Source organism: Streptomyces sp. NPDC046303, assembly GCF_055588085.1.
In genome coordinates this window covers 19,656-40,816 of the sequence record NZ_JBVJFA010000028.1, presented here as the reverse complement: position 1 = coordinate 40,816, position 21,161 = coordinate 19,656, and the positions used below count along the sequence as shown (strand labels likewise).

Below are 21,161 nucleotides of genomic sequence, written 5' to 3'. Positions count from 1 at the left end.
GGCGTTCACAGTGGAGAATCTGATTGCGCTGCTGGTGGCAGCGCCCCTGCTCGGAGCGGCGGTGCTGCTGTGCGGCGGCCGGCGCCTCGACAAGACCGGCCATTGGATCGGCACCCTGCTCGCGGCCGTCTCCTTCGGCATCGGCGCCGTGCTGTTCGCCGACATGCTGGGACGCGGCGCGGAAGACCGGGCCCTGCACCAGCGGCTGTTCAGCTGGGTGCCGGTGGAGGGCTTCCAAGCGGACATCGCCTTCCAGCTGGACCAGCTGTCGATGACCTTCGTCCTGCTAATCTCCGGGGTGGGCACGCTCATCCACGTGTACTCGATCGGGTACATGGAGCACGACGAGCGCCGCCGCCGCTTCTTCGGCTACCTCAACCTGTTCGTCGCGGCCATGCTGCTGCTGGTCGTGGCCGACAACTACCTGCTGCTGTACTTCGGCTGGGAGGGCGTGGGCCTCGCCTCGTACCTCCTGATCGGCTTCTGGCAGCACAAGCCCAGCGCGGCCACGGCCGCGAAGAAGGCCTTCCTGGTCAACCGGGTCGGCGACATCGGCCTGTCGATCGCGATCATGCTGATGTTCACCACCTTCGGGACCTTCGCCTTCGGGCCGGTGCTCGGCGCGGTGGGCGAGACGAGCGAGGGCACGCTGACGGCGATCGGCCTGATGCTGCTGCTGGCCGCCTGCGGCAAGTCCGCCCAGGTACCGCTGCAGTCCTGGCTCGGTGACGCGATGGAGGGCCCGACCCCGGTCTCGGCCCTGATCCACGCGGCGACCATGGTGACGGCCGGCGTGTACCTCATCGTCCGCTCCGGCGCCGTCTTCAACGCCGCCCCGGACGCCCAGCTGGCGGTCACCGTCGTGGGCGCGGTCACGCTCCTCTTCGGTGCGATCGTCGGTTGCGCGAAGGACGACATCAAGAAGGCCCTCGCCGGGTCGACGATGTCCCAGATCGGATACATGATCCTGGCCGCCGGCCTCGGCCCGATCGGCTACGTCTTCGCGATCATGCACCTGGTCACCCACGGCTTCTTCAAGGCCGGCCTCTTCCTCGGCGCGGGTTCCGTGATGCACGGGATGAACGACGAGGTCGACATGCGCAAGTACGGCGGCCTGCGGAGGTACATGCCGGTCACCTTCGTCACCTTCGGGCTCGGCTACCTCGCGATCATCGGCTTCCCGGGCCTGTCCGGGTTCTTCTCCAAGGACATGATCATCGAGGCGGCCTTCGCCAAGGGCGGCACCACGGGCTGGATCCTCGGCGGCGTCGCCCTGCTGGGCGCCGGCATCACCGCCTTCTACATGACCCGCGTCATGATCCTCACCTTCTTCGGCGAGAAGCGCTGGCAGCCGGCCCCCGACCCGGACAAGACCCCCGGGGTCGAGCCCGGCGCCGAGGCGCACCCCGGCGAGCTGCCGCACCCGCACGAGTCCCCGAAGTCGATGACGATCCCGATGATCGTGCTCGCTTTCGGGTCCGTCTTCGCCGGTGGCCTGTTCGGGATCGGCGACCGCTTCCTGAAGTGGCTGGAGCCCGTCACCGGTTACACGCACGGCCACCCGCCGGTCAGCGCCATGACGGTGACCCTGTCCACGGTCGCGGTCCTCCTCGTCGGCGTCGCCATCGCCTGGGCGATGTACGGCCGCAGGCCCGTTCCGGTCGTCGCCCCGCGCGGCTCGTTCCTCACCCGGGCGGCCCGGCGGGACCTCCTCCAGGACGACTTCAACCACGTCGTGCTGGTGCGCGGCGGGGAGCACCTGACCCGCTCCCTCGTCTACGTCGACCACACCCTGGTCGACGGGGTCGTCAACGGTACGGCCGCCTCGGTCGGCGGACTGTCCGGCCGGCTGCGCAAGCTGCAGAACGGCTACGCCCGCAGCTACGCGGTCTCGATGTTCGGGGGCACGGCGATCCTCATCGCCGCGACCCTGCTGATGAGGGCGGTGTGAGATGAGTTTCCCGCTTCTGACGCTGACGGCCGCGGTCCCCGCGGCCGGCGCGATCCTGACGGCGGCCGTACCGGCCGCCCGCCGGACCGCCGCCAAATGGCTCGCCCTGTTCTTCTCGCTGGCGACCCTGGTCCTGGCCGTGCTCGTCGCGATCCGCTTCGAGCCCGGCGGCGACCGCTACCAGCTCACCGAATCCCACGCCTGGATCGCCGACTTCGGGGTCCGCTACGAACTCGGCGTGGACGGCATCGCGGTGGCGCTCATCGCGCTCACCGCGGTCCTGATGCCCTTCATCATCCTGGCCGGCTGGCACGACGCCGACCCGTTGGAGACCAAGAGCCGGCGCTGGCGGCCGACGCAGGGCTTCTTCGCGCTGATCCTGCTGGTCGAGGCGATGGTGATCATCTCCTTCGAGGCCACCGACGTCTTCGTCTTCTACATCTTCTTCGAAGCCATGCTCATCCCGATGTACTTCCTCATCGGCGGCTTCGGGGACCGGGCCACTTCCTCCGAGGAGACCGCGGCCGCGCAGCGTTCGTACGCGGCGGTCAAGTTCCTCCTCTACAACCTCGCCGGCGGCCTGATCATGCTGGCCGCGGTCATCGGGCTGTACGTGGTCGCCGGGAACTTCTCGCTCCAGGAGATCGCCGCCGCCCGCGCCGCGGGCACGCTCGAGATGGCGACCAACACCGAGCGGCTGCTGTTCCTCGGCTTCTTCTTCGCCTTCGCGGTGAAGGCCCCGCTGTGGCCGCTGCACACCTGGCTGCCGAACGCGATGGGCGAGTCCACCGCCCCGGTCGCCGTACTGATCACCGCGGTCGTCGACAAGGTCGGCACCTTCGCGATGCTCCGCTTCTGCCTCGGCCTCTTCCCCGAGGCAAGCAAGTGGGCCACGCCGGTGATCCTGGTCCTGGCCCTGATCAGCATCGTCTACGGCGCGCTGGTCGCGGTCGGCCAGCGCGACATCAAGCGGCTGATCGCCTACGCCTCCATCTCGCACTTCGGGTTCATCGTCCTGGGCATCTTCGCGATGACCTCCCAGGGCCAGTCCGGTGCGACGCTGTACATGGTCAACCACGGCATCTCGACGGCGGCGCTGATGCTGGTGGCCGGCTTCCTGATCTCGCGGCGCGGCTCGCGGCTCATCGCCGACTACGGCGGTGTGCAGAAGGTGGCCCCGGTCCTCGCCGGAACCTTCCTGATCGGCGGCCTCGCCACCCTCTCGCTGCCCGGGCTCGCGCCCTTCGTCAGCGAGTTCCTGGTCCTGGTCGGCACCTTCGCCCGCTACCCGGTCGTCGGCATCATCGCGACCATCGGCATCGTGCTGGCCGCGCTCTACACGCTGGTGCTCTACCAGCGCACGATGACCGGCCCCGTGAAGGAGGAGGTCCGCACCATGCCGGACCTGCGCCTGCGGGAGGTGCTGGTGGTCGCCCCGCTGATCGCGCTGCTGATCGGGCTGGGCGTGTACCCGAAGGTGCTGACCGACATCGTCAACCCGGCGGTGAAGCACACCATGTCGGACGTGAAGCAGACCGACCCCGCACCTGAAGTGGAGGCGGCGAAGTGAGCACACTGACTTCCGCCCACAGCCTGTGGCCGCTGGCGGCCGAGGCACCGGTCGACCGGATCCCGACGCCGGTCATCGAGTACGCACAGCTCGCGCCCACGCTGATCGTGGTGGGCGCGGCGGTCCTCGGGATCCTCGTCGAGGCCTTCGTGCCCCGCAGGTCCCGCTACTACGTGCAGGTGTTCCTCGCCGTCGCCGCGCTGGCCTCGGCCTTCGCGGCGGTCGTCGGCCTCGCGGCCGCCGGGTACGGGAGCACCAAGGCGCACATCGCGGCGATGGGCGCCATCGCCGTCGACGGTCCGGCGCTGTTCCTGCAGGGGACCATCCTGCTGGCCTCGGTCGTCGCGGTCTTCACCTTCGCCGAGCGGCGCCTGGACCCGGCCGCCCACGGCAACCGGGTGGACTCCTTCGCCGCCCAGGCCGCGTCCGTCCCGGGCAGCGACAGCGAGAAGGCCGCCGTCAAGGCGGGCTTCACCACCACCGAGGTCTTCCCGCTGGCCCTGTTCGCGATCGCCGGAATGCTGATCTTCCCGGCGGCCAACGACCTGCTGACGCTGTTCATCGCGCTGGAGGTCTTCTCCCTCCCGCTGTACCTGCTCTGCGCCGTCGCCCGCCGCCAGCGGCTGATGTCGCAGGAGGCCGCGGTCAAGTACTTCCTGCTGGGCGCCTTCTCCTCGGCCTTCCTCCTCTTCGGCATCGCGCTGCTCTACGGGTACGCGGGCTCGGTCTCGTACGCGGCCATCGCCGACGTGGTGGACGGCACGCTCACCAAGATCGACCCGGCGCTCGCCGACACCATGGGCAACGACGCGCTGCTGCTGATCGGCGGCGCCCTGATCCTGATGGGCCTGCTCTTCAAGGTCGGCGCGGTCCCCTTCCACATGTGGACTCCGGACGTCTACCAGGGCGCTCCGACCCCGGTCACCGGCTTCATGGCGGCGGCGACGAAGGTGGCCGCCTTCGGCGCCCTGCTCCGTCTGCTGTACGTGGTCCTGCCCGGTCTGCGGTGGGACTGGCGGCCGGTGATGTGGGGCGTCGCGATCGTCACGATGCTGGCGGGCGCGGTGATCGCCGTGACCCAGACCGACGTCAAGCGGCTGCTCGCCTACTCCTCGATCGCGCACGCCGGCTTCATCCTGGCCGGTGTGATCGCGACCTCGGCGGAGGGCGTGAAGTCCGTGCTCTTCTACCTGGGCGCGTACTCGTTCGTGACGATCGGCGCCTTCGCGGTGGTCACGCTGGTGCGCGATGCGGGCGGGGAGGCGACGCACCTGTCCAAGTGGGCCGGTCTGGGCCGCCGTTCGCCGCTCACCGCGGCGGTCTTCGCGGTGTTCCTGCTGGCCTTCGCCGGTATTCCGCTGACGTCCGGCTTCGCGGGCAAGTTCGCCGTGTTCAAGGCGGCGGCGGAGGGCGGGGCCGGGGCGCTGGTCGTGGTCGGTGTCCTCTCGTCCGCGATCGCCGCGTTCTTCTACATCCGGGTGATCGTCCTGATGTTCTTCAGCGAGCCGAAGGCCGACGGCCCGACGGTGGCCGTCCCCTCGCCGCTGACGATGACGACGATCGCGGTGGGTGTGGCGGTGACCCTGGTCCTGGGCGTGGCCCCGCAGTACTTCCTGGACCTGGCCGGGCAGGCGAGCACGTTCGTCCGCTGACCGCTCCGGCCTTGACGCAGGGCCCGGCTCCCTCGGGAGCCGGGCCCTGCGGGCTACTCGGGGCGCTTCCGCTTCGGCGTGATGGCGGTGAGGTCCAGGTCGATGGGGAAGGGGACGGAGACTGTCAGGCGGTCGTGGAAGATGCCGGTGGCGACGTAGACGCCGGTAGCCGGTTCGAGTTCGTAGACGTAGACGACTGTGCGGCCGTCGTGGTCCTCGACGCGCCAGAAGTGCGGGATCTTGGCGCGGGCGTACTTGAGTGGCTTGCTGCTGCGGTCGCGTGCCTCGGAATCCGGTGAGACGACTTCGATGGCGAGACGGACGGCAGCGACGGGGAACCGGGTTCGGCGTCGGTCGTCCACGACGCCGGACTCGACCACGATCACGTCCGGCTCCGGCCGATTCCGCTCGTCGATGTCGATCGTGAGTTCGCGGAAGACCTCCACATCGGCAGGTGCGGCCGACTGCAGCTGCCATTTGAGGAAGTCGATGGCACGCTCGTGGAAGATGCTCTGCGGACTCACGAAGATCAGGCTCCCGTCGATCAGCTCCGTGTGCGGAGGCAGATTCGGAAGCGTGTCCAGGTCGTCGGCGGTCCAGCCGCCCGGAGGCGGGATCGGCCAGCGGTGTTCCGGGTTCATCAGAGCTCCCATGGGCCGCAGTCTCGCGAGTGCGTCCAGCGTATCGCCGGGCTTCCCGCGAAAGGCCGCCCTTACGGGTGAGTCATATGCCCGGGGCACTTGAGGGCGGGGTTCCAGTTGTGGAAGCGGCCGGCCGGGTTGTGCTCGTACGCCCACAGGTGGAGGTCGTAGTGCTTGGGCATGCCCGCCCAGTGGCCGGGCATGGGCCCGTCGAAGGGCAGCCCGAACATGCTCGGGCGGTCGTCGGCGGTCTTCAGGTCCTGATCGCGGTCGCTCGACATCCACTCCACGGCCTGCAGCTTGCGCCGGCCGTTCTTGTCCGTCTCGGCGCTGTAGAGGAGCGCGGTCGGTTTGCTCGGGTCGGTCGAACCCCAGTAGGCGTCCTTGACGTAGTGGTAGCCCATGGCGCCCACCCCGAACGGGTTGTTCATGCACTGGCCGTGCAGGACGTACCCGTTCTTGACCGCTTCCCGCTCGTCCACGTACTTGGCCGTCGCCCGGATCGCCGTCGCCATGTCCCGCATGGCCTTGTGGTTGCGGGGGTCGGGTGCGGGCCCCTCCACCCCGTGGGCGGGCGCCACCGCGGCCAGGCCGAGCGACGCGGCGGCCGCGCAGGCGAGCAGGGTCTTCCGGCTGCGTACGGGCATGGTGGCGGCTCCTCGCGGTGGGGGTACGGGGTACGGGTTCACCGTTCCGTTCGTCCGTCCACCATCCCGGCCCGCCCCGCCCCGCGCACGTGGCGCGCCTCCGAACGGGGGGCGCGGGCGGGGCGGGGGCCGGGCCGTACCGCCGCTTAGCGGGAGCCCACGATCCGGCCGGTGACCTCGCCCAGGCCCACCCGGGTGCCGCCGGCGCCGGGCGCCCACGCCGTGAGGGTGACGGTGTCCCCGTCCTCCAGGAAGGTGCGCTTGCCGTCGGCCAGTTCGATCGCGTCGCGCCCGTTCCAGGTCAGCTCCAGCAGCGAGCCGCGCTGGCCCGTCTCGGGGCCGCTGACGGTGCCGGAGCCGTACACGTCACCGGTGCGCAGGGAGGCGCCGTTGACGGTCATGTGGGCGAGCTGCTGGGCGGCGGTCCAGTACATCGACGCGAACGGCGGCTGCGCGACCTCCTGCCCGTTGATGGAGACGGTGATGCGCAGGTCGAAGCCGCCGGGGCGGTCGGCGGAGGAGTCGTCCAGGTAGGGCAGGAGGGGGAAGTCCCGCGCGGGCGGGGCGACCCGGGCCGCGTCCAGGGCCTCCAGCGGGGTCACCCAGGCGGAGACGGAGGTGGCGAAGGACTTGCCGAGGAAGGGGCCGAGCGGCACGTACTCCCAGGCCTGGATGTCGCGCGCCGACCAGTCGTTGAGGAGGAACAGCCCGAAGACGTGGTCCTCGAACTCGCCCAGCGCCACCGGGCGGCCCAGCTCGGAGGGGGTGCCGACGACGAAGCCGACCTCGGCCTCGATGTCGAGCTTGACGGATGGGCCGAAGACGGGCGCCGGGTCGGTGGGCGCCTTGCGCTGCCCGCAGGGCCGTACGACGTCCGTCCCGGACACCACGATCGTCCCCGACCGGCCGTGGTAACCGATGGGCAGGTGCTTCCAGTTGGGGGTCAGCGCGTCCCCGTCGGGCCGGAAGATCCGCCCGACGTTGGTGGCGTGGTGCTCGCTCGCGTAGAAGTCGACGTAATCGGCGACCTCGTACGGGAGGTGCAGCGTGACCTCGTCGAGTGCCAGCAGGTGCGGCTCCACGGTGGGGCGGTGGCCGGGGTCGGTGACCCAGGCGGTCAGCGCGCGGCGCACGTCGCGCCAGGCGGTGCGCCCGGCGGCCAGCAGCGGGTTGAGCGAGGACTGCCCGAGCAGCCCGGCGTACGGGGAACCGAGCGCGGCCGCGGCCGCCCCCGCGTCGAGCACGTGTCCGCCGATCCGCACACCGATCCGGCGGCGGTCTTCCCCGGCGGTCGAGAAGACGCCGTAGGGGAGGTTGTGCGGCCCGAACGGGTCGCCCTCGGGAACATCGAGGGGGCTCTGCTGGGGCATGGGGTACTGCCTCGCTTTCGACGCGGTCCGGGGGTGTCCCGGTGGCTGGTTGACACGTTACGTGGCTGGTGGGGCGTGCGGGAGGCCGGATTCGGGCGCTATTTGTAGGACTTGTCCAAAGGGGTCCGTATCCTTGGCGCCGTGACTTCCGCCCTCCCCTATGCCTTGATCGCCACTGACCTGGACGGGACTCTGCTCTGCGCCGGGGACACCGTCTCCGCCCGCTCGTACGCGGCGCTCGCGACGGCGCGCGCCGCGGGCGCGCAACACATCATCGTCACCGGCCGCCCGGTCCCGCAGGTCCGGCACGTCCTGGACGGCCTCGGCTACGGGGGGCTCGCGGTGTGCGGGCAGGGCGCGCAGGTGTACGACGCGGCGCGCGGGCGCCTGTTGCACTCCGTGTCCATGGACCGGGGGCTGGCCGAGGTGGCGCTCGGCAAGATCGAGGCCGAGATCGGCGAGGTCTACGCGGCGGTCAACCAGGAGGGCGTCGACGCGGAGATGCTGATAGGGCCGGGCTACCGGATGTGGCATCCGCACCTGCCGACGGTCCGGGTGCCGAGGCGGTCGGACCTGTGGTCGGCCCCGATCAACAAGGTGCTGCTCCAGCACCCCCGGCTGGACGACGACGAGCTGACACGGGTGGCGCGGGCGGTGGTGGGGGACCTGGTGAACGTCACCATGGCGGGGGAACACACGGTCGAGCTCCAGCCACCGGGCATCGACAAGGCCAGTGGGCTGGCGCGGGCCGCCGGTGTCCTGGGCGTGGCCGCGGCGTCGACCATTGCCTTCGGTGACATGCCGAACGATGTCCCGATGTTCGCGTGGGCCGCGTACGGGGTGGCCATGGCCAACGCGCACCGCGAGCTGGTCGCGGTCGCGGACGAGGTCACCCTGTCGAACGAGTCCGACGGCATCGCGGTGGTCCTGGAGCGGTTGTTCGGCTGACGGCCGGTCACCGGGGGCCAGCCCCCGGACCTCCGCGCCTCAAACGCCGGCGGGGCTGGATCTGGCTGGTGTCACCTTGCATCCAGCCCCGCCGGCGTTTGAGGCGCGGGGTCTGGGGCGGAGCCCCAGGGCCGCCCGCCAGGGCGGTTAACCCGCGGCCCGGGGGAGGCGGCGTTCCCACGTGCGGTGGAAGACGACCTCCTCGCCCTCCCGGCACACCACCTCGTTCGACGTGAGGAAACCGCCCTCGTCGCAGGTGATCTCCGACCGGGTCTCGACCCGCGCGTCCCAGCCCCGTTCCGGCCGGTGGAGCCGGATCCGCCAGTCCGAGCGGGTACGGGCCGACAGCGGGTCCGCGTCCTGGATCTCGTACACCTCCAGGGCGTCCTCGCTGAACTCCAGGCCGTCCGGGTACACCCGCGTGCCCCCGTACCGGGGGTCCACTTCCAGTCGCCAGCTCCCGCGCGCCACGTCCCGTACGACCACCCGCTCCGGCCGCGGTTCGTCCAGCGTGGCCGGAACCACCACTCCGAGCGGCTCCGCCTGCTCCGGCGCCTCGAAGAGGATCCCCTCGTCCGCGCCGGGCGGCGACCCGGCCCGCACCGGCAGCGTCAGCGCGCTGCCCGCCGGGTCCAGGGTCCAGCCCGCCTCCGAGCCGGCCCGCGGCCAGATCCAGGGCCAGTACGCGGACGAGACGGCGAGCCGGATCCGGTGCCCCGGCGCGAAGGCGTGGCCGATGCCGTTCAGCTCGAAGGTGACGTCCTCGTAGGAGCCCACCGGCCACGGCACGGCGAGGTTGCGGCCCCGACGGGCGGAGAGGTTCAGCACGCCGCGGGTGACCAGCGTCGAGGAGCCGTCGGGGGCGATGTCGCACAGCCGGGCCACCGCCTGGCCGTAGGGGACGTCCAGCCGCAGCCGCAGCGTCACCGACGGCCGCCCCAGGATCTCCACCGGCTCCCCGCCGGTCACCGGGAACTCGAAGCACGCCGACTTCGCGTCCTCCTCCCGCTGGTCCGGCGGCAGGTCGGCGTCGTTGCCGAAGGGGAAGAAGCGGCCCGCGTCCAGCCCGGTGTGCTGCGGGGAGGCGACGGCCACCGGCGGGCCCTGGAACCCGTACGAGACCGGGATCACCGACGGCGAGGGCCAGGCCTTCTCCCCGACCCAGCGGCCGGGGAGTTCCCCGTACGAGGTCGCCGGCGGGTGGGAGTCGCTGATCCAGGCGCGGAGCAGCGGCTCGTCCAGTACGCCGTTCTCCTCGCCGCGCAGCCAGTGGTCCCACCAGCGCAGGGTCTCCTGGAGGAAGCCGATGGACGGACCGGGCGGCAGCCCGCGGTCCGGGTACTGGTGGGACCACGGGCCGATCAGGCCGCGCACCCGGGCGGACGGCAGCGCCGAGACCAGCCGCAGCACGGTGTCCCGGTAGGGGTCGTGCCAGCCGCCCACCGCGAGGACCGCGGCGCCGATCGCGGAGTAGTCCTCGCAGACGCTGCCGTGGCGCCAGTAGGCGTCGCGGGTCTGGTGCGAGAGCCAGGTGTGGATCAGCGGTTCGACCGACTCCAGCCGGTCCAGCCACTGCTGCCGCCAGCCGTCGCCGACGAACTCGGGGTCCGGCGGGCGGGAGGCGAAGGCGAGCATGGTGGCCGCCCACGCGTGCATGTCCACGGCCAGGACGGAGCCGCCCATGTAGTGGACGTCGTTGTCGTACCGGTCGTCCGTGGAGCACACGGTGACGATCGCCTTCAGCGGCTCGGGGGCCAGGGCGGCGATCTGGAGGGAGTTGCAGCCGCCCCAGGAGATGCCGAACATTCCCACCGACCCCGTGCACCACGGCTGCGCCGCCAGCCACTCGATCACCGCGACCCCGTCGGCCAGTTCGCGGGCGTCGTACTCGTCGCCCGGCCGGCCGCCGCTGCACCCGTGGCCGCGTACGTCGACGCGGACCGACGCGTAGCCGTGCCCGGCGTACCAGGGGTGGCGCTGCCAGTCGCGGGGCGCGGTCCAGTCGGTGAGCCGGTACGGCAGGTACTCCAGCAGCGCCGGCACGGGCTCCTCGGTCACCGGGCGCCAGATCCGGGCGTAGAGCTCCACCCCGTCGGGCATCGGGATCCGGACGTCCTCGCGGGTGGTCCCGTACGGGAAATCGGTGCGGATGATCATCAGGTCTCGGGTCCCCACGGGTTTCAGTGGACGGGGCGCATCGTGCGGCGCAGCCAGGGTGCGAGCACGACTCGCCGAGCCATGGCGGTCACCGTTCTGGACAAAACGCATTCTCCGGTTGATTCGGCTCCTCAAGAACATACCGGTGCACTTCGGGCGGTGCGCGGGTGGAGACCGGACAGGCGCTCACGGTGATCGAAAACGGACCCGATACGCTGGGTTGAGTGATGGCAGCGACACATCGACAATCCAGGTGATCGTCAACGTGATCGTCAGCAGACAGGAGTACCCCTCGTGACCGTCGTCGGGCCGTTCGGACTGAGCGTGCGGGACCAGGCTCTTGAGACCGATGTCCAGGCCGGACTGGCCGCCGTCGAGGCGGGTCTGCTGGAAGCCACCAAGAGCGAAGTCCCCTTCATCACCGAGGCCGCACAGCATCTGGTGCGGGCCGGTGGCAAGCGTTTCCGCCCGTTGCTGGTGATGCTCGCGTCCCGGTTCGGCGATCCCTACGCGCCCGGCATCGTGCCGTCCGCCGTGGTCGTGGAGCTCACGCACCTGGCGACGCTCTACCACGACGACGTCATGGACGAGGCGGACGTACGCCGCGGGGTGGACAGCGCCAACACCCGCTGGGGCAACTCGGTGGCCGTCCTGACGGGTGACTTCCTGTTCGCCCGCGCCTCGCACATCCTGGCCGACCTCGGGCCGGAGGCCGTACGCATCCAGGCCGAGGCCTTCGAGCGGCTGGTGACCGGCCAGATCCTGGAGACGGCCGGCCCGCGCAACGGCCGCGACCCGGTCGAGCACTACCTCGACGTCATCGCCGGCAAGACCGGCTCGCTGATCGCCGTCTCCGGCCGCTTCGGCGCGCTGATGTCCGGCGCCGACGAGTCGGTCGTCGACATCCTGACCCAGTACGGCGAGCGGCTCGGCACCGCCTTCCAGCTCGCCGACGACGTCCTGGACATCGCCTCCGACGCGCACGAGTCGGGCAAGACCCCCGGTACCGACCTGCGCGAGGGCATCCCCACCCTGCCCGTGCTGCGGCTGCGCGAGACCGCCGCCCGCGACGGCGCTCCGGAGGACCTGGAACTCGTACGGCTCCTGGACGGGGACCTGACGGACGACGCCCGCCACGCCGAGGTGCTCACCCGGCTCCGGGCGCACCCCGCGCTGGAGCAGGCCCGCCGCGACACCATCCGGTACGCGGAGGACGCGCGGGCCACGCTCGCGCCGCTGCCGGAGTGCTTCGCGAAGTCGGCCCTGGAAGAGCTCTGCGACGCCGTGGTGCACCGGGCGGGTTAGGACTCGTCTTCGCAACGGAACGGGCCTTGCTCCCGCGGACCCCTACGGGTCGCGGGAGCAGGGCCCGTTCCGTGTCATCCCACGGTCGTACGCGCAGTTGCGTCCGGGGACTGACGCCCCGCGGCCCCCGATTTGGTCAGATGGAGTCATCAAACCCCACCAGATCGGGTGAGCGCGGCGACACGGGGGTCGCCGCCGTCGACACAGAGGGCAGGGCACTGACATGTCAGCGAACACGAAGACTTCTCGCAAGGTCGCCCGGTACGCCGTACCGGTCGCGGTGGCAGGTGTGGCCGCGGCGACCGTCGCGATGGTCCCGGCCTTCGCCAACGCCGGGGGACCAGACCTGCCGAAGGTGACGGCGCAGCAGCTCATCGAGAAGATCGCCGCCTCGGACGTGCAGGAGCTGTCCGGCACCGCCAAGATCACCACCGACCTGGGGCTGCCGAAGATCGCCGGCGGTCTGCTGGGCGGCAGCGGCGTCGCGAGCGGTTCCGCCGCTCCGGAGGACAAGGTCGCGCAGCTGGCGAGCGGTACGCACACCTTCCGCGTCGCCGCCGACGGGCCGGACCGCCAGAAGCTGACCTTCCTGGACGGCAAGGACGAGTACAGCCTGATCCACAACGGCGACGACGTGTGGGGCTACGCCTCCCAGTCGAACGAGGTCTTCCATGAGAAGAACCCGGGGAACGCGGCCGAGCACAAGAAGACGTCCGACCGGCTCGCCGCCTCGCCGCAGCAGCTGGCCGAGGAGGTCCTGAAGGCCGCCGGCACGACCACGGACGTCGGCGTGGGCGACACGGCGCAGGTGGCCGGCCGGGACGCCTACCAGCTGGTGCTCAAGCCCAAGCAGGCCGGTTCCACGGTGGGCTCGATCCAGATCGCGGTCGACGCCAAGAACGGCGTGCCGCTGCGGGTGCAGCTGCTGTCCTCCCAGGGCGGCAAGCCGATCGTGGACGCGGGCTTCACCAAGGTGGACTTCGCGAAGCCGCCGGCCGACACCTTCACGTTCACCCCGCCCAAGGGCGCCAAGGTGACCGAGGGGAGGGACGGGGCCGGCAAGGGCGGCCACGGGAAGGGCGGGGAGGACGGCTGGAAGGCGCTGGAGTCCTTCCCGGGCCTGGGCGCCCTCGCCGGCGGTGCGGACGGCAAGGGCGAGGTGAAGGTCCTCGGCGAGGGCTGGGCCACGGTCGCGCAGATCGACACCGGGGCCGGCAAGAGCCTCAAGGAGCTGGAGGGCGACAAGAACGCCCCCAAGGAGGCGAAGCAGTTCCTGGACTCCCTCGGGGACAAGGTCTCCGGGAAGTTCGGCGAGGGCCGCTTCTTCTCCACCCGCGTCGTCAACGCCCTGATCACGGACGACGGCAAGGTCTACGTCGGCGCGGTCACCAAGGACCAGCTGGTGAAGACGGCGGACTCCGCCAAGTAGTCCGCCGCGTAGTCCGGCGGGTCGTCGGAGCGTCCGAAGGGTGGGCGGGGACTGTGTCCCTGCCCACCCTTCCGGCATTACCGCCCTCCGTACAGCAGGTCCGCTGTACGGTGTTGGGCATGTCGAGACACGTCACCATCCGCCTGGACGAAGAGTTCCACGAGCGCCTGAAGGCGCGCGCGGCGGCGCTGGGGACGACGGTCACCGCGCTGATCACCGAGGTCACGGAACGCGAACTCGACGAGGACCGGAAGAACTTCCTGTCCGGAATAGAGGAGTTCGCCGACCACTGGGGCTACTTCCAGGAGCGGTTCGGGAATTGAAGATCACCATGGAGTGGGCCTGGACCGCTCTGGCCCACCATCTCCCCTCCGATCCCGCCGTATGGGACCCCTCCGGGGTGGCCGCCGCGGTCGCCCGGCACCAGAACGACCTCGTCCTGGTGCCCGAACAGCCCGCCCCGGACACCGCGTGGCGGGCCGCCGCGTTTCTGCACACCCTCGCCGTGTGCCCGGCGCTGGAATCCCCGATGAACGAGTTCTACGCCGCCGCCGCGACCCGCTCGTACCTGCGCGTGGCCGGGGCCAAGCAGTTGCCCTCGCCCGAGGTCCTGGGCGATCTGGTCGAGGCGGCGAAGATGGGCCTCGCGGACATCGGGGCGGTCGCCGAGGAGCTGCGGGCCCGCATACAGGACCCGCAGCCCGCCTCGCGCGCTCCGGACCGGCGCTAGAAGGTGATCTTCCAGCTGTTGATGTAGCCGACGTCCTGTGCGGCCACGTCCTTGACCTGGAGCTTCCAGATCCCGTTGGCCACCTCGGCGGAGGCGTTGACGGTGTAGGACTGGACGAGGTTGTCGGCGCTGCCGCCGCTGCGGTTGTGCAGGTTGTAGACGCTGCCGTCGGGGGCGATCAGATCGACCACGAGGTCACCGCGGTAGGTGTGGACGATGTTGACGTCCACCTTGGTGGTGGCCGGGGCGTTCCCCGCGACACCGGACACCGTGATCGGAGAGTTCACCGCGGCACCGGGGGAGTCCGGGATGTTCACGTCCGCCGTGTTCTCGAACGACGGGCCCGGCGGGACGGGGGTGGCCGCGCCGAGGTTCCAGATCGCGTAGGCCACGGCGTCCGAATTGCGGTCCAGGGCGGTGTCGTTGATGTTCGCCGTGTTGTCGCACGAGGAGTGGTAGCAGCGGTCGAAGGCCTGACCGGCGGTGCCGCCCCACTTCTGCGCCTGCGCCGTCGACTTCGTGTTGCTGGCGCCGGTGAACAGACCGCCGACCGGGATGCCCACGTTCTTGAACGAGGCGTGGTCCGAGCGTCCGTCGCCCTCGGTCTCGATCTCGGTCGGGACGCCGATGCCCGTGAAGTAGTTCTTGAACGTCTGCTCGATGGTCGGGTCGTCGTCGTAGACGAAGTAGCCCGGGTTCGGCGAACCGATCATGTCGAAGTTCAGGTACCCGGAGAACTTCGCGCGCTCGGTCGCCGGCAGGTTGTTGACGTAGTACTTCGAACCGATCAGGCCCAGTTCCTCCGCGCCCCACCAGCCGAAGCGCAGGTGCTTCGTGGGCTGGAGGCCGGCCCGGGAGACGGCCAGGGCCGTCTCGAGCACGGCCGCGCTGCCGGAGCCGTTGTCGTTGATGCCCGCTCCCGAGGACACCGAGTCCAGGTGCGCGCCCGCCATCAGGACCGAGTTCGGGTCGCCGCCCGGCCAGTCGGCGATCAGGTTGTAGCCGGTGGCGCCGCTGGTGGTGAAGGTCTGCAGCGTGGTCGTGAAGCCGGCCGCGTCGAGCTTGGCCTTCACGTAGTCGATCGACGCCTTGTAGCCGGTGCGGCCGTGGGCGCGGTTGCCGCCGTTGTTGGCGGCGATGGTCGACAGCTGCGAGAGGTGGGCCTTGACGTTGGCCAGCGGGATGTCGGGCGGCGTCGGCGCCGCGGCGACCGCCGTGGGGGCGGCCAGTGCGGCGGGAGTGGTGGCGGCGAACAGGCCGGCGACCGCGAACGCGGTCACGGCGGCAAGGCGCCGGGAGACGGACAGGCTCATGTGGGGGCTCCGGGATTCCGCGGGGATGTGACGGAACTATGGGGATAGAGCAGGTGAGCGATAGTGCGTCTGTGCGAGCCCGATGGTCAGTGAGAGTGTGACAGTCCGTCAAGACCACAATTCGGTCAGGGTGGTTCGGAAAACGGACGATCCCCGCTACGGAAGTTCCGCAACGGGGATCGTGGGGGTCGTGTGCCCGCTGGTGCGGGCTCCGTACGGGCCCGGCGCGGGCCCTTCGGCGGTCGTTACGCGGGCTCGCGGGCCGGCGCGGCGACGGGCGGCACCACCGCGGCCAGCGCGGCCCGCGAACGGCGGGCCCTGCCCAGTGCGTCCCAGGTCAGCAGCGCGAGCGCGGCCCACACCAGGGAGAATCCGGCCCAGCGCTCGGGCGGCATCGCCTCGTGGAAGTAGAGGACGCCGAGCCCGAACTGGAACACCGGGGCCAGGTACTGGAGCAGTCCGAGGGTCGACAGCGGCACCCGGATCGCCGCCGCCCCGAAGAACACCAGCGGGATCGCGGTGACGAGCCCGGTCGAGGCCAGCAGGAGCGAATGTCCGGTGCCCTGCGAGGAGAAGGTGGACTGGCCCTGCGCGCCGAGCCACAGCAGGTAGCCGAGGGCCGGCAGGAACAGCACGGCGGTCTCGGCGGTCAGCGACTCCAGCCCGCCCATGTTGAGCTTCTTCTTGATCAGCCCGTACGTCGCGAAGGAGCAGGCCAGCACCAGCGAGATCCACGGCGGCCGCCCATAGCCGATGGCGAGCACCAGCACCGCGGCGAAGCTGATGCCGACCGCCACCCACTGGGTGCGGCGCAGCCGCTCACCGAGGACCACCACGCCGATCGCGATGCTGACCAGCGGATTGATGAAGTAGCCGAGGCTGGCCTCGACGACGTGCCCGTTGTTGACGGACCAGATGTACAGGCCCCAGTTCACGCTGATCACCGAGGCGGCGAGCGTGGTCAGCCCGAGCTTGCGGGGCTCGCCCAGCAGCTCCCGTATCCAGCCCCAGCGGCGCAGCGCGAGCAGCGCCAGCCCGACCACGGCCAGCGACCACACCATGCGGTGGGCCAGGATCTCGACGGCTCCCGAGGGCTGGAGCAGCGGCCAGAAGAGGGGGACGAGCCCCCACATTCCATACGCGCCGAATCCGTAGAGCAAACCCGCGCGCTGGTCGGTCTCTGCCTTCACGGGGCCTCCTGTACGACTTTCAGCCAACCTCACGACGGTATCGCCGCCGGGCCCAGATGTCATGCCCGTCAACACGAGATACTCATGACATCTGGTGAAACCCCCGGTGGCTCGTGCGGCGCGGCCCGGCGGGCGGTCCGGCAGCGGCCCGGCGGGCGGCCCGGCAGCGGCCCGGCGGCGGCCCGTCAGCGGTCGGGCGGTGGCCCGGCTGCGGTCAGGCCAGGGCGGTGGCGATCGCCTCGGAGAGCGGGGTGGCCGGCCGCCCGATCAGCCGGGCCAGGTCCCCGCTGGTCCCGGCCAGCCGGCCGCGCCCGATCGCCGCGTCCACGTCGACGATGATCGCGGCGAAGCCCTCGGGGACCCCGGCGCCGGTCAGGATCTCCAGGTGCTCCTGCGCCGGCACCTCGGCGTACGCGATCTCCTTGCCGGTCTGCGCCGACACCTCGGCCGCGTACTCCGTCATGCTCCAGGCGGTGTCGCCGGAGAGCTCGTAGATCCGGTTCAGGTGGCCCTCACCCGTGAGCACCTCGGCCGCGGCGGCCGCGTAGTCGGCCCGCGCCGCCGAGGCGACCCGGCCCTCGCCCGCGCTGCCGACGACGGCGCCGTGCTCCAGGACGGCGGGCAGCTCGCGCGTGTAGTTCTCGTGGTACCAGCCGTTGCGCAGGAAGGTGTACGGGATGCCGGAGTCGAGGAGGGCCTGCTCGGTCGCCCTGTGCTCGGCGGCCAGATCGAAGTCGGCCTCGGGCCCGCCGAGGACGCCGGTGTAGGCGAGCTGCGCCACGCCCGCCGCCTGCGCGGCCTTCAGTACGGCGGTGTGCTGGGCGACGCGGCGGCCGATCTCGTTGCCGGAGATCAGCAGCACGCGGTCCCCGGCCCGGAAGGCGCCGGCCAGGGCGGCCGGGTCGTCGTAGTCGGCGGCGCGCACCTCCACCCCGCGCGCGGCCAGGCCGGCGGCCTTCTCCCGGTCGCGGACGACGACGGCGACGCGCTCGGCGGGGACCCGTTCCAGCAGCTCGTCCACGACGAGACGGCCGAGGGCTCCGGTGGCTGCGGTGACGACGATGCTCATGATGCTCTCCTCGTGGGGCGGCGATACTGCCACCCTACGGTAAGCGCTAACTTTTAGAAAGTGTTCGGGAGGTGCTCATGCTCACGTGTCCCGGACGCACGGAAGCCCGGACCTCCTGAGAGATCCGGGCTCCGCCGGCGTGTGCGAGGTCAGCTCAGCCGACGACCGTCCAGGTGTCGTTGCCGGCCAGCAGGGTGGCGAGGTCGCCCTTGCCCTTGCGGTCGACGGCCGTGTCGAGCTGGTCGGCCATCAGGGTGTCGTACACGGGCCGCTCGACGCTCCGGAACACCCCGATGGGCGTCTGGTGGAGCGTGTCGGGGTCGGCCAGCCGGGAGAGCGCGAAGGCGGTGGTCGGGCTGGCGCCGTGCGCGTCGTGGACCAGGATCCGCGACTCGTTCTCCGGGGTGACGGTGACGACCTGGAGGTCGCCGGTGGCCGGATCGCGCACCACGCCCTTGTGGCCGTCGGTCCCGAAGCGGATCGGCTGCCCGTGCTCCAGCCGGATCACGGCCTCCTGGGCCTGGTCCTTGTCCTTCAGGACCTCGAAGGCCCCGTCGTTGAAGATGTTGCAGTTCTGGTAGATCTCCACCAGCGCCGTGCCCTGGTGGCCGGCGGCCGCGCGCAGCACCTCGGTGAGGTGCTTGCGGTCGGAGTCCACCGTCCGGGCGACGAAGGAGGCCTCCGCGCCGATGGCCAGGGACACCGGGTTGAAGGGCGCGTCCAGCGAGCCCATCGGGGTCGACTTGGTGATCTTGCCGACCTCGGAGGTGGGGGAGTACTGCCCCTTCGTCAGGCCGTAGATCCGGTTGTTGAACAGCAGGATCTTGAGGTTGACGTTGCGCCGCAGGGCGTGGATGAGGTGGTTGCCGCCGATGGACAGCGCGTCGCCGTCGCCCGTGACGACCCAGACCGACAGGTCGCGGCGCGAGGTGGCCAGGCCCGTGGCGATGGCCGGGGCGCGGCCGTGGATCGAGTGCATCCCGTAGGTGTTCATGTAGTACGGGAAGCGGGAGGAGCAGCCGATCCCGGAGACGAAGACGATGTTCTCCTTCGCGAGGCCGAGCTCGGGCATGAAGCCCTGGACGGCCGCGAGGACGGCGTAGTCACCGCAGCCGGGGCACCAGCGGACCTCCTGGTCCGACTTGAAGTCCTTGGCCGACTGCGCGGCCTCGGCCTTCGGCACCAGGGACAGCAGGGTCGGGGCGTCGGTCACCTCAGTCATTGATGGCCTCCTCGAGAACCTTCGCGAGCTGCTCCGCCTTGAACGGCATTCCGTTGACCTGGTTGTACGACTGGGCGTCCACCAGGTATTTCGCCCGGACCAGGGTGGCGAGCTGCCCGAGGTTCATCTCCGGCACCACTACCTTCTCGTAACGCCCCAGGACCTCTCCGAGATTCCTCGGGAAGGGGTTGAGGTGGCGCAGGTGGGCCTGGGCGATGGGGTGCCCGGCGGAGCGCAGCCGGCGGACCGCGGCCGTGATCGGGCCGTAGGTGGAGCCCCAGCCCAGGACGAGGGTGCGGGCCTGGTCGGGGTCGTCGACCTCCACGTCGGGAACCCGAATGCCGTCGATCTTGGCCTGGCGGGTGCGGACCATGAAGTCGTGGTTGGCGGGGTCGTACGAGATGTTGCCGGTGCCGTCCTGCTTCTCGATGCCGCCGATGCGGTGCTCGAGACCGGGGGTGCCGGGGACCGCCCACGGACGGGCCAGGGTCTCGGGGTCGCGCTTGTAGGGCCAGAACACCTCGGTGCCGTCGGCCAGCTCGTGGTTGGGGCCGGCCGCGAACTGGGTCGTGAGGTCGGGCAGGTCGGCGATGTCGGGGATCCGCCAGGGCTCGGAGCCGTTGGCGAGGTAGCCGTCGGAGAGCAGGAAGACCGGGGTCCGGTAGGTGAGTGCGATCCGCGCCGCGTCCAGGGCGGCGTCGAAGCAGTCCGCCGGGGTGCGCGGGGCGACGATCGGCACCGGGGCCTCGCCGTTGCGCCCGTACATCGCCTGGAGCAGGTCGGCCTGCTCCGTCTTGGTCGGCAGGCCGGTGGAGGGGCCGCCGCGCTGGATGTCCACGATCAGCAGCGGCAGCTCGAGGGAGACGGCCAGACCGATCGTCTCGGACTTCAGGGCCACGCCGGGGCCGGACGTGGTGGTCACGCCCAGGGCCCCGCCGAACGCGGCACCCAGGGCGGCACCGATGCCCGCGATCTCGTCCTCGGCCTGGAAGGTCCGTACGCCGAAGTTCTTGTGCTTGCTCAGCTCGTGCAGGATGTCCGAGGCCGGGGTGATCGGATAGGAGCCCAGGTAGAGCGGCAGGTCCGCCTGCCGGCTCGCGGCGATCAGGCCGTAGGACAGGGCCAGGTTCCCCGAGATGTTGCGGTACGTACCGGTCGGGAAGGCCCGGGTGGCCGGGGCCACCTCGTAGGAGACCGCGAAGTCCTCGGTCGTCTCCCCGAAGTTCCAGCCCGCGCGGAACGCGGCCACGTTCGCCTCGGCGATCTCCGGCTTCTTCGCGAACTTCTGCCGCAGGAAGTTCTCCGTGCCCTCCGTCGGGCGGTGGTACATCCAGGACAGCAGCCCCAGCGCGAACATGTTCTTGCTGCGCTCGGCCTCCTTGCGGGAGAGCCCGAAGTCCTTCAGCGCCTCGACCGTGAGGGTGGTCAGCGGGACGGGGTGCAGGTTGTAGGCGGCCAGCGAGCCGTCCTCGAGGGGGGAGGTCTCGTAGCCGACCTTGGCCATGGGGCGCTTGGTGAACTCATCCGTGTTGACGATGATCTCCGCGCCGCGCGGCACGTCGCCGATGTTCGCCTTCAGGGCGGCCGGATTCATCGCGACCAGCACGTTCGGGGCGTCGCCCGGCGTGAGGATGTCGTGGTCGGCGAAGTGCAGCTGGAAGGACGACACGCCCGGCAGGGTTCCGGCGGGGGCGCGGATCTCGGCGGGGAAGTTCGGGAGCGTCGAGAGGTCGTTGCCGAACGACGCCGTCTCCGAGGTGAACCGGTCACCGGTGAGTTGCATACCGTCACCCGAGTCACCCGCGAACCGGATGATCACACGATCCAGGCGGCGTACTTCCTTGCCGCCCGGGCTTGCCGGGATGCGCTGCCCTCCGACGTGCGCACCCCCAGCCCCGTCGGCCTGCTCGGCCGGGCTACTGACCTGGCTGGTCACTGAACTGGACCTCCTTCGAGGCGTGGGCACC

General features: G+C 70.8%; 17 protein-coding genes. 8 read left to right on the top strand and 9 right to left on the bottom strand.

Annotated elements, in window-relative coordinates; all coding sequences use genetic code 11:
• Window positions 1-10: 10 nt before the first annotated feature.
• Genes nuoL through nuoN form a run of 3 tightly spaced genes read left to right on the top strand, consistent with a single transcriptional unit; the run spans window position 11 to window position 5,173 of the window.
• Window positions 11-1,951 (top strand): NADH-quinone oxidoreductase subunit L, encoded by a 1,941-nt coding sequence (nuoL, locus tag ACZ6I1_RS26110; RefSeq protein WP_469291053.1) that lies wholly within the window; start codon window positions 11-13, stop codon window positions 1,949-1,951.
• Window position 1,952: 1 nt separating this feature from the next.
• Window positions 1,953-3,521, top strand: coding sequence for an NADH-quinone oxidoreductase subunit M (locus ACZ6I1_RS26105; protein ID WP_469291051.1), 1,569 nt, complete (start codon window positions 1,953-1,955; stop codon window positions 3,519-3,521).
• A 5-nt stretch (window positions 3,522-3,526) separates the two neighbouring features.
• Window positions 3,527-5,173, top strand: coding sequence for an NADH-quinone oxidoreductase subunit NuoN (gene nuoN, locus ACZ6I1_RS26100; RefSeq protein WP_469291143.1), 1,647 nt, complete (start codon window positions 3,527-3,529; stop codon window positions 5,171-5,173).
• A gap of 53 nt (window positions 5,174-5,226) precedes the next feature.
• Here the strand turns inward: nuoN and ACZ6I1_RS26095 are convergent, their stop codons facing one another.
• From ACZ6I1_RS26095 to fahA, 3 genes are all read right to left on the bottom strand, one after another.
• A complete protein-coding gene (locus tag ACZ6I1_RS26095; RefSeq protein WP_469291050.1) occupies window positions 5,227-5,826 on the bottom strand; it encodes a Uma2 family endonuclease in 600 nt (199 codons plus the stop codon).
• Window positions 5,827-5,885: 59 nt separating this feature from the next.
• Window positions 5,886-6,461, bottom strand: coding sequence for a hypothetical protein (locus ACZ6I1_RS26090; RefSeq protein ID WP_469291048.1), 576 nt, complete (start codon window positions 6,459-6,461; stop codon window positions 5,886-5,888).
• Window positions 6,462-6,607: 146 nt separating this feature from the next.
• Complete coding sequence (fahA, locus tag ACZ6I1_RS26085; RefSeq protein ID WP_469291047.1) at window positions 6,608-7,831, bottom strand: fumarylacetoacetase; 1,224 nt, start codon at window positions 7,829-7,831, stop codon at window positions 6,608-6,610.
• A gap of 141 nt (window positions 7,832-7,972) precedes the next feature.
• Between fahA and ACZ6I1_RS26080 the strand changes: the two genes are divergently transcribed.
• The gene (locus tag ACZ6I1_RS26080) at window positions 7,973-8,779 is read left to right on the top strand and encodes an HAD family hydrolase (protein ID WP_469291046.1); all 807 of its coding nucleotides are present in this window, start codon (window positions 7,973-7,975) and stop codon (window positions 8,777-8,779) included.
• Window positions 8,780-8,926: 147 nt separating this feature from the next.
• Here ACZ6I1_RS26080 and ACZ6I1_RS26075 read toward each other — a convergent pair whose 3' ends face one another.
• The gene (locus tag ACZ6I1_RS26075) at window positions 8,927-10,936 is read right to left on the bottom strand and encodes a CocE/NonD family hydrolase (RefSeq protein ID WP_469291141.1); all 2,010 of its coding nucleotides are present in this window, start codon (window positions 10,934-10,936) and stop codon (window positions 8,927-8,929) included.
• 294 nt (window positions 10,937-11,230) lie between these two features.
• Between ACZ6I1_RS26075 and ACZ6I1_RS26070 the strand changes: the two genes are divergently transcribed.
• From ACZ6I1_RS26070 to ACZ6I1_RS26055, 4 genes are all read left to right on the top strand, one after another.
• A complete protein-coding gene (locus tag ACZ6I1_RS26070) occupies window positions 11,231-12,241 on the top strand; it encodes a polyprenyl synthetase family protein (RefSeq protein WP_469291043.1) in 1,011 nt (336 codons plus the stop codon).
• 223 nt (window positions 12,242-12,464) lie between these two features.
• Window positions 12,465-13,670: a LolA family protein gene (locus tag ACZ6I1_RS26065; RefSeq protein ID WP_469291041.1), complete on the top strand. Its 1,206-nt coding sequence runs from the start codon at window positions 12,465-12,467 to the stop codon at window positions 13,668-13,670.
• 119 nt (window positions 13,671-13,789) lie between these two features.
• Window positions 13,790-13,993 (top strand): ribbon-helix-helix domain-containing protein, encoded by a 204-nt coding sequence (locus ACZ6I1_RS26060; RefSeq protein WP_225884906.1) that lies wholly within the window; start codon window positions 13,790-13,792, stop codon window positions 13,991-13,993.
• Window positions 13,990-14,400: a hypothetical protein gene (locus ACZ6I1_RS26055; protein ID WP_469291039.1), complete on the top strand. Its 411-nt coding sequence runs from the start codon at window positions 13,990-13,992 to the stop codon at window positions 14,398-14,400. Before ACZ6I1_RS26060 ends, ACZ6I1_RS26055 begins: the two co-directional genes overlap by 4 nt.
• Here ACZ6I1_RS26055 and ACZ6I1_RS26050 read toward each other — a convergent pair.
• From ACZ6I1_RS26050 to ACZ6I1_RS26030, 5 genes are all read right to left on the bottom strand, one after another.
• Entirely contained in the window at window positions 14,397-15,713 is a 1,317-nt protein-coding gene (locus ACZ6I1_RS26050) for a M28 family metallopeptidase (RefSeq protein WP_469291037.1), read from the bottom strand. The genes ACZ6I1_RS26055 and ACZ6I1_RS26050 overlap by 4 nt on opposite strands.
• A gap of 245 nt (window positions 15,714-15,958) precedes the next feature.
• Window positions 15,959-16,846: an EamA family transporter RarD gene (rarD, locus tag ACZ6I1_RS26045; RefSeq protein WP_469291139.1), complete on the bottom strand. Its 888-nt coding sequence runs from the start codon at window positions 16,844-16,846 to the stop codon at window positions 15,959-15,961.
• Window positions 16,847-17,117: 271 nt separating this feature from the next.
• The gene (locus ACZ6I1_RS26040) at window positions 17,118-17,972 is read right to left on the bottom strand and encodes an SDR family oxidoreductase (RefSeq protein WP_469291035.1); all 855 of its coding nucleotides are present in this window, start codon (window positions 17,970-17,972) and stop codon (window positions 17,118-17,120) included.
• Window positions 17,973-18,126: 154 nt separating this feature from the next.
• Entirely contained in the window at window positions 18,127-19,194 is a 1,068-nt protein-coding gene (locus ACZ6I1_RS26035; protein WP_469291033.1) for a 2-oxoacid:ferredoxin oxidoreductase subunit beta, read from the bottom strand.
• The gene (locus ACZ6I1_RS26030) at window positions 19,187-21,130 is read right to left on the bottom strand and encodes a 2-oxoacid:acceptor oxidoreductase subunit alpha (protein ID WP_469291031.1); all 1,944 of its coding nucleotides are present in this window, start codon (window positions 21,128-21,130) and stop codon (window positions 19,187-19,189) included. Before ACZ6I1_RS26030 ends, ACZ6I1_RS26035 begins: the two co-directional genes overlap by 8 nt.
• Window positions 21,131-21,161 lie beyond the last annotated feature (31 nt).

Coding starts and splice junctions, on each gene's coding strand:
- rarD (WP_469291139.1), bottom strand. CDS start 16,846: ATGTGGGGGCTCGTCCCCCTCTTCTGGCCGCTGCTCCAGCCCTCGGGA.
- ACZ6I1_RS26040 (WP_469291035.1), bottom strand. CDS start 17,972: ATGAGCATCGTCGTCACCGCAGCCACCGGAGCCCTCGGCCGTCTCGTC.
- ACZ6I1_RS26090 (WP_469291048.1), bottom strand. CDS start 6,461: ATGCCCGTACGCAGCCGGAAGACCCTGCTCGCCTGCGCGGCCGCCGCG.
- fahA (WP_469291047.1), bottom strand. CDS start 7,831: ATGCCCCAGCAGAGCCCCCTCGATGTTCCCGAGGGCGACCCGTTCGGG.
- ACZ6I1_RS26065 (WP_469291041.1), top strand. CDS start 12,465: ATGTCAGCGAACACGAAGACTTCTCGCAAGGTCGCCCGGTACGCCGTA.
- ACZ6I1_RS26060 (WP_225884906.1), top strand. CDS start 13,790: ATGTCGAGACACGTCACCATCCGCCTGGACGAAGAGTTCCACGAGCGC.
- ACZ6I1_RS26050 (WP_469291037.1), bottom strand. CDS start 15,713: ATGAGCCTGTCCGTCTCCCGGCGCCTTGCCGCCGTGACCGCGTTCGCG.
- ACZ6I1_RS26075 (WP_469291141.1), bottom strand. CDS start 10,936: ATGATCATCCGCACCGATTTCCCGTACGGGACCACCCGCGAGGACGTC.
- ACZ6I1_RS26095 (WP_469291050.1), bottom strand. CDS start 5,826: ATGGGAGCTCTGATGAACCCGGAACACCGCTGGCCGATCCCGCCTCCG.
- ACZ6I1_RS26035 (WP_469291033.1), bottom strand. CDS start 19,194: ATGACTGAGGTGACCGACGCCCCGACCCTGCTGTCCCTGGTGCCGAAG.
- ACZ6I1_RS26105 (WP_469291051.1), top strand. CDS start 1,953: ATGAGTTTCCCGCTTCTGACGCTGACGGCCGCGGTCCCCGCGGCCGGC.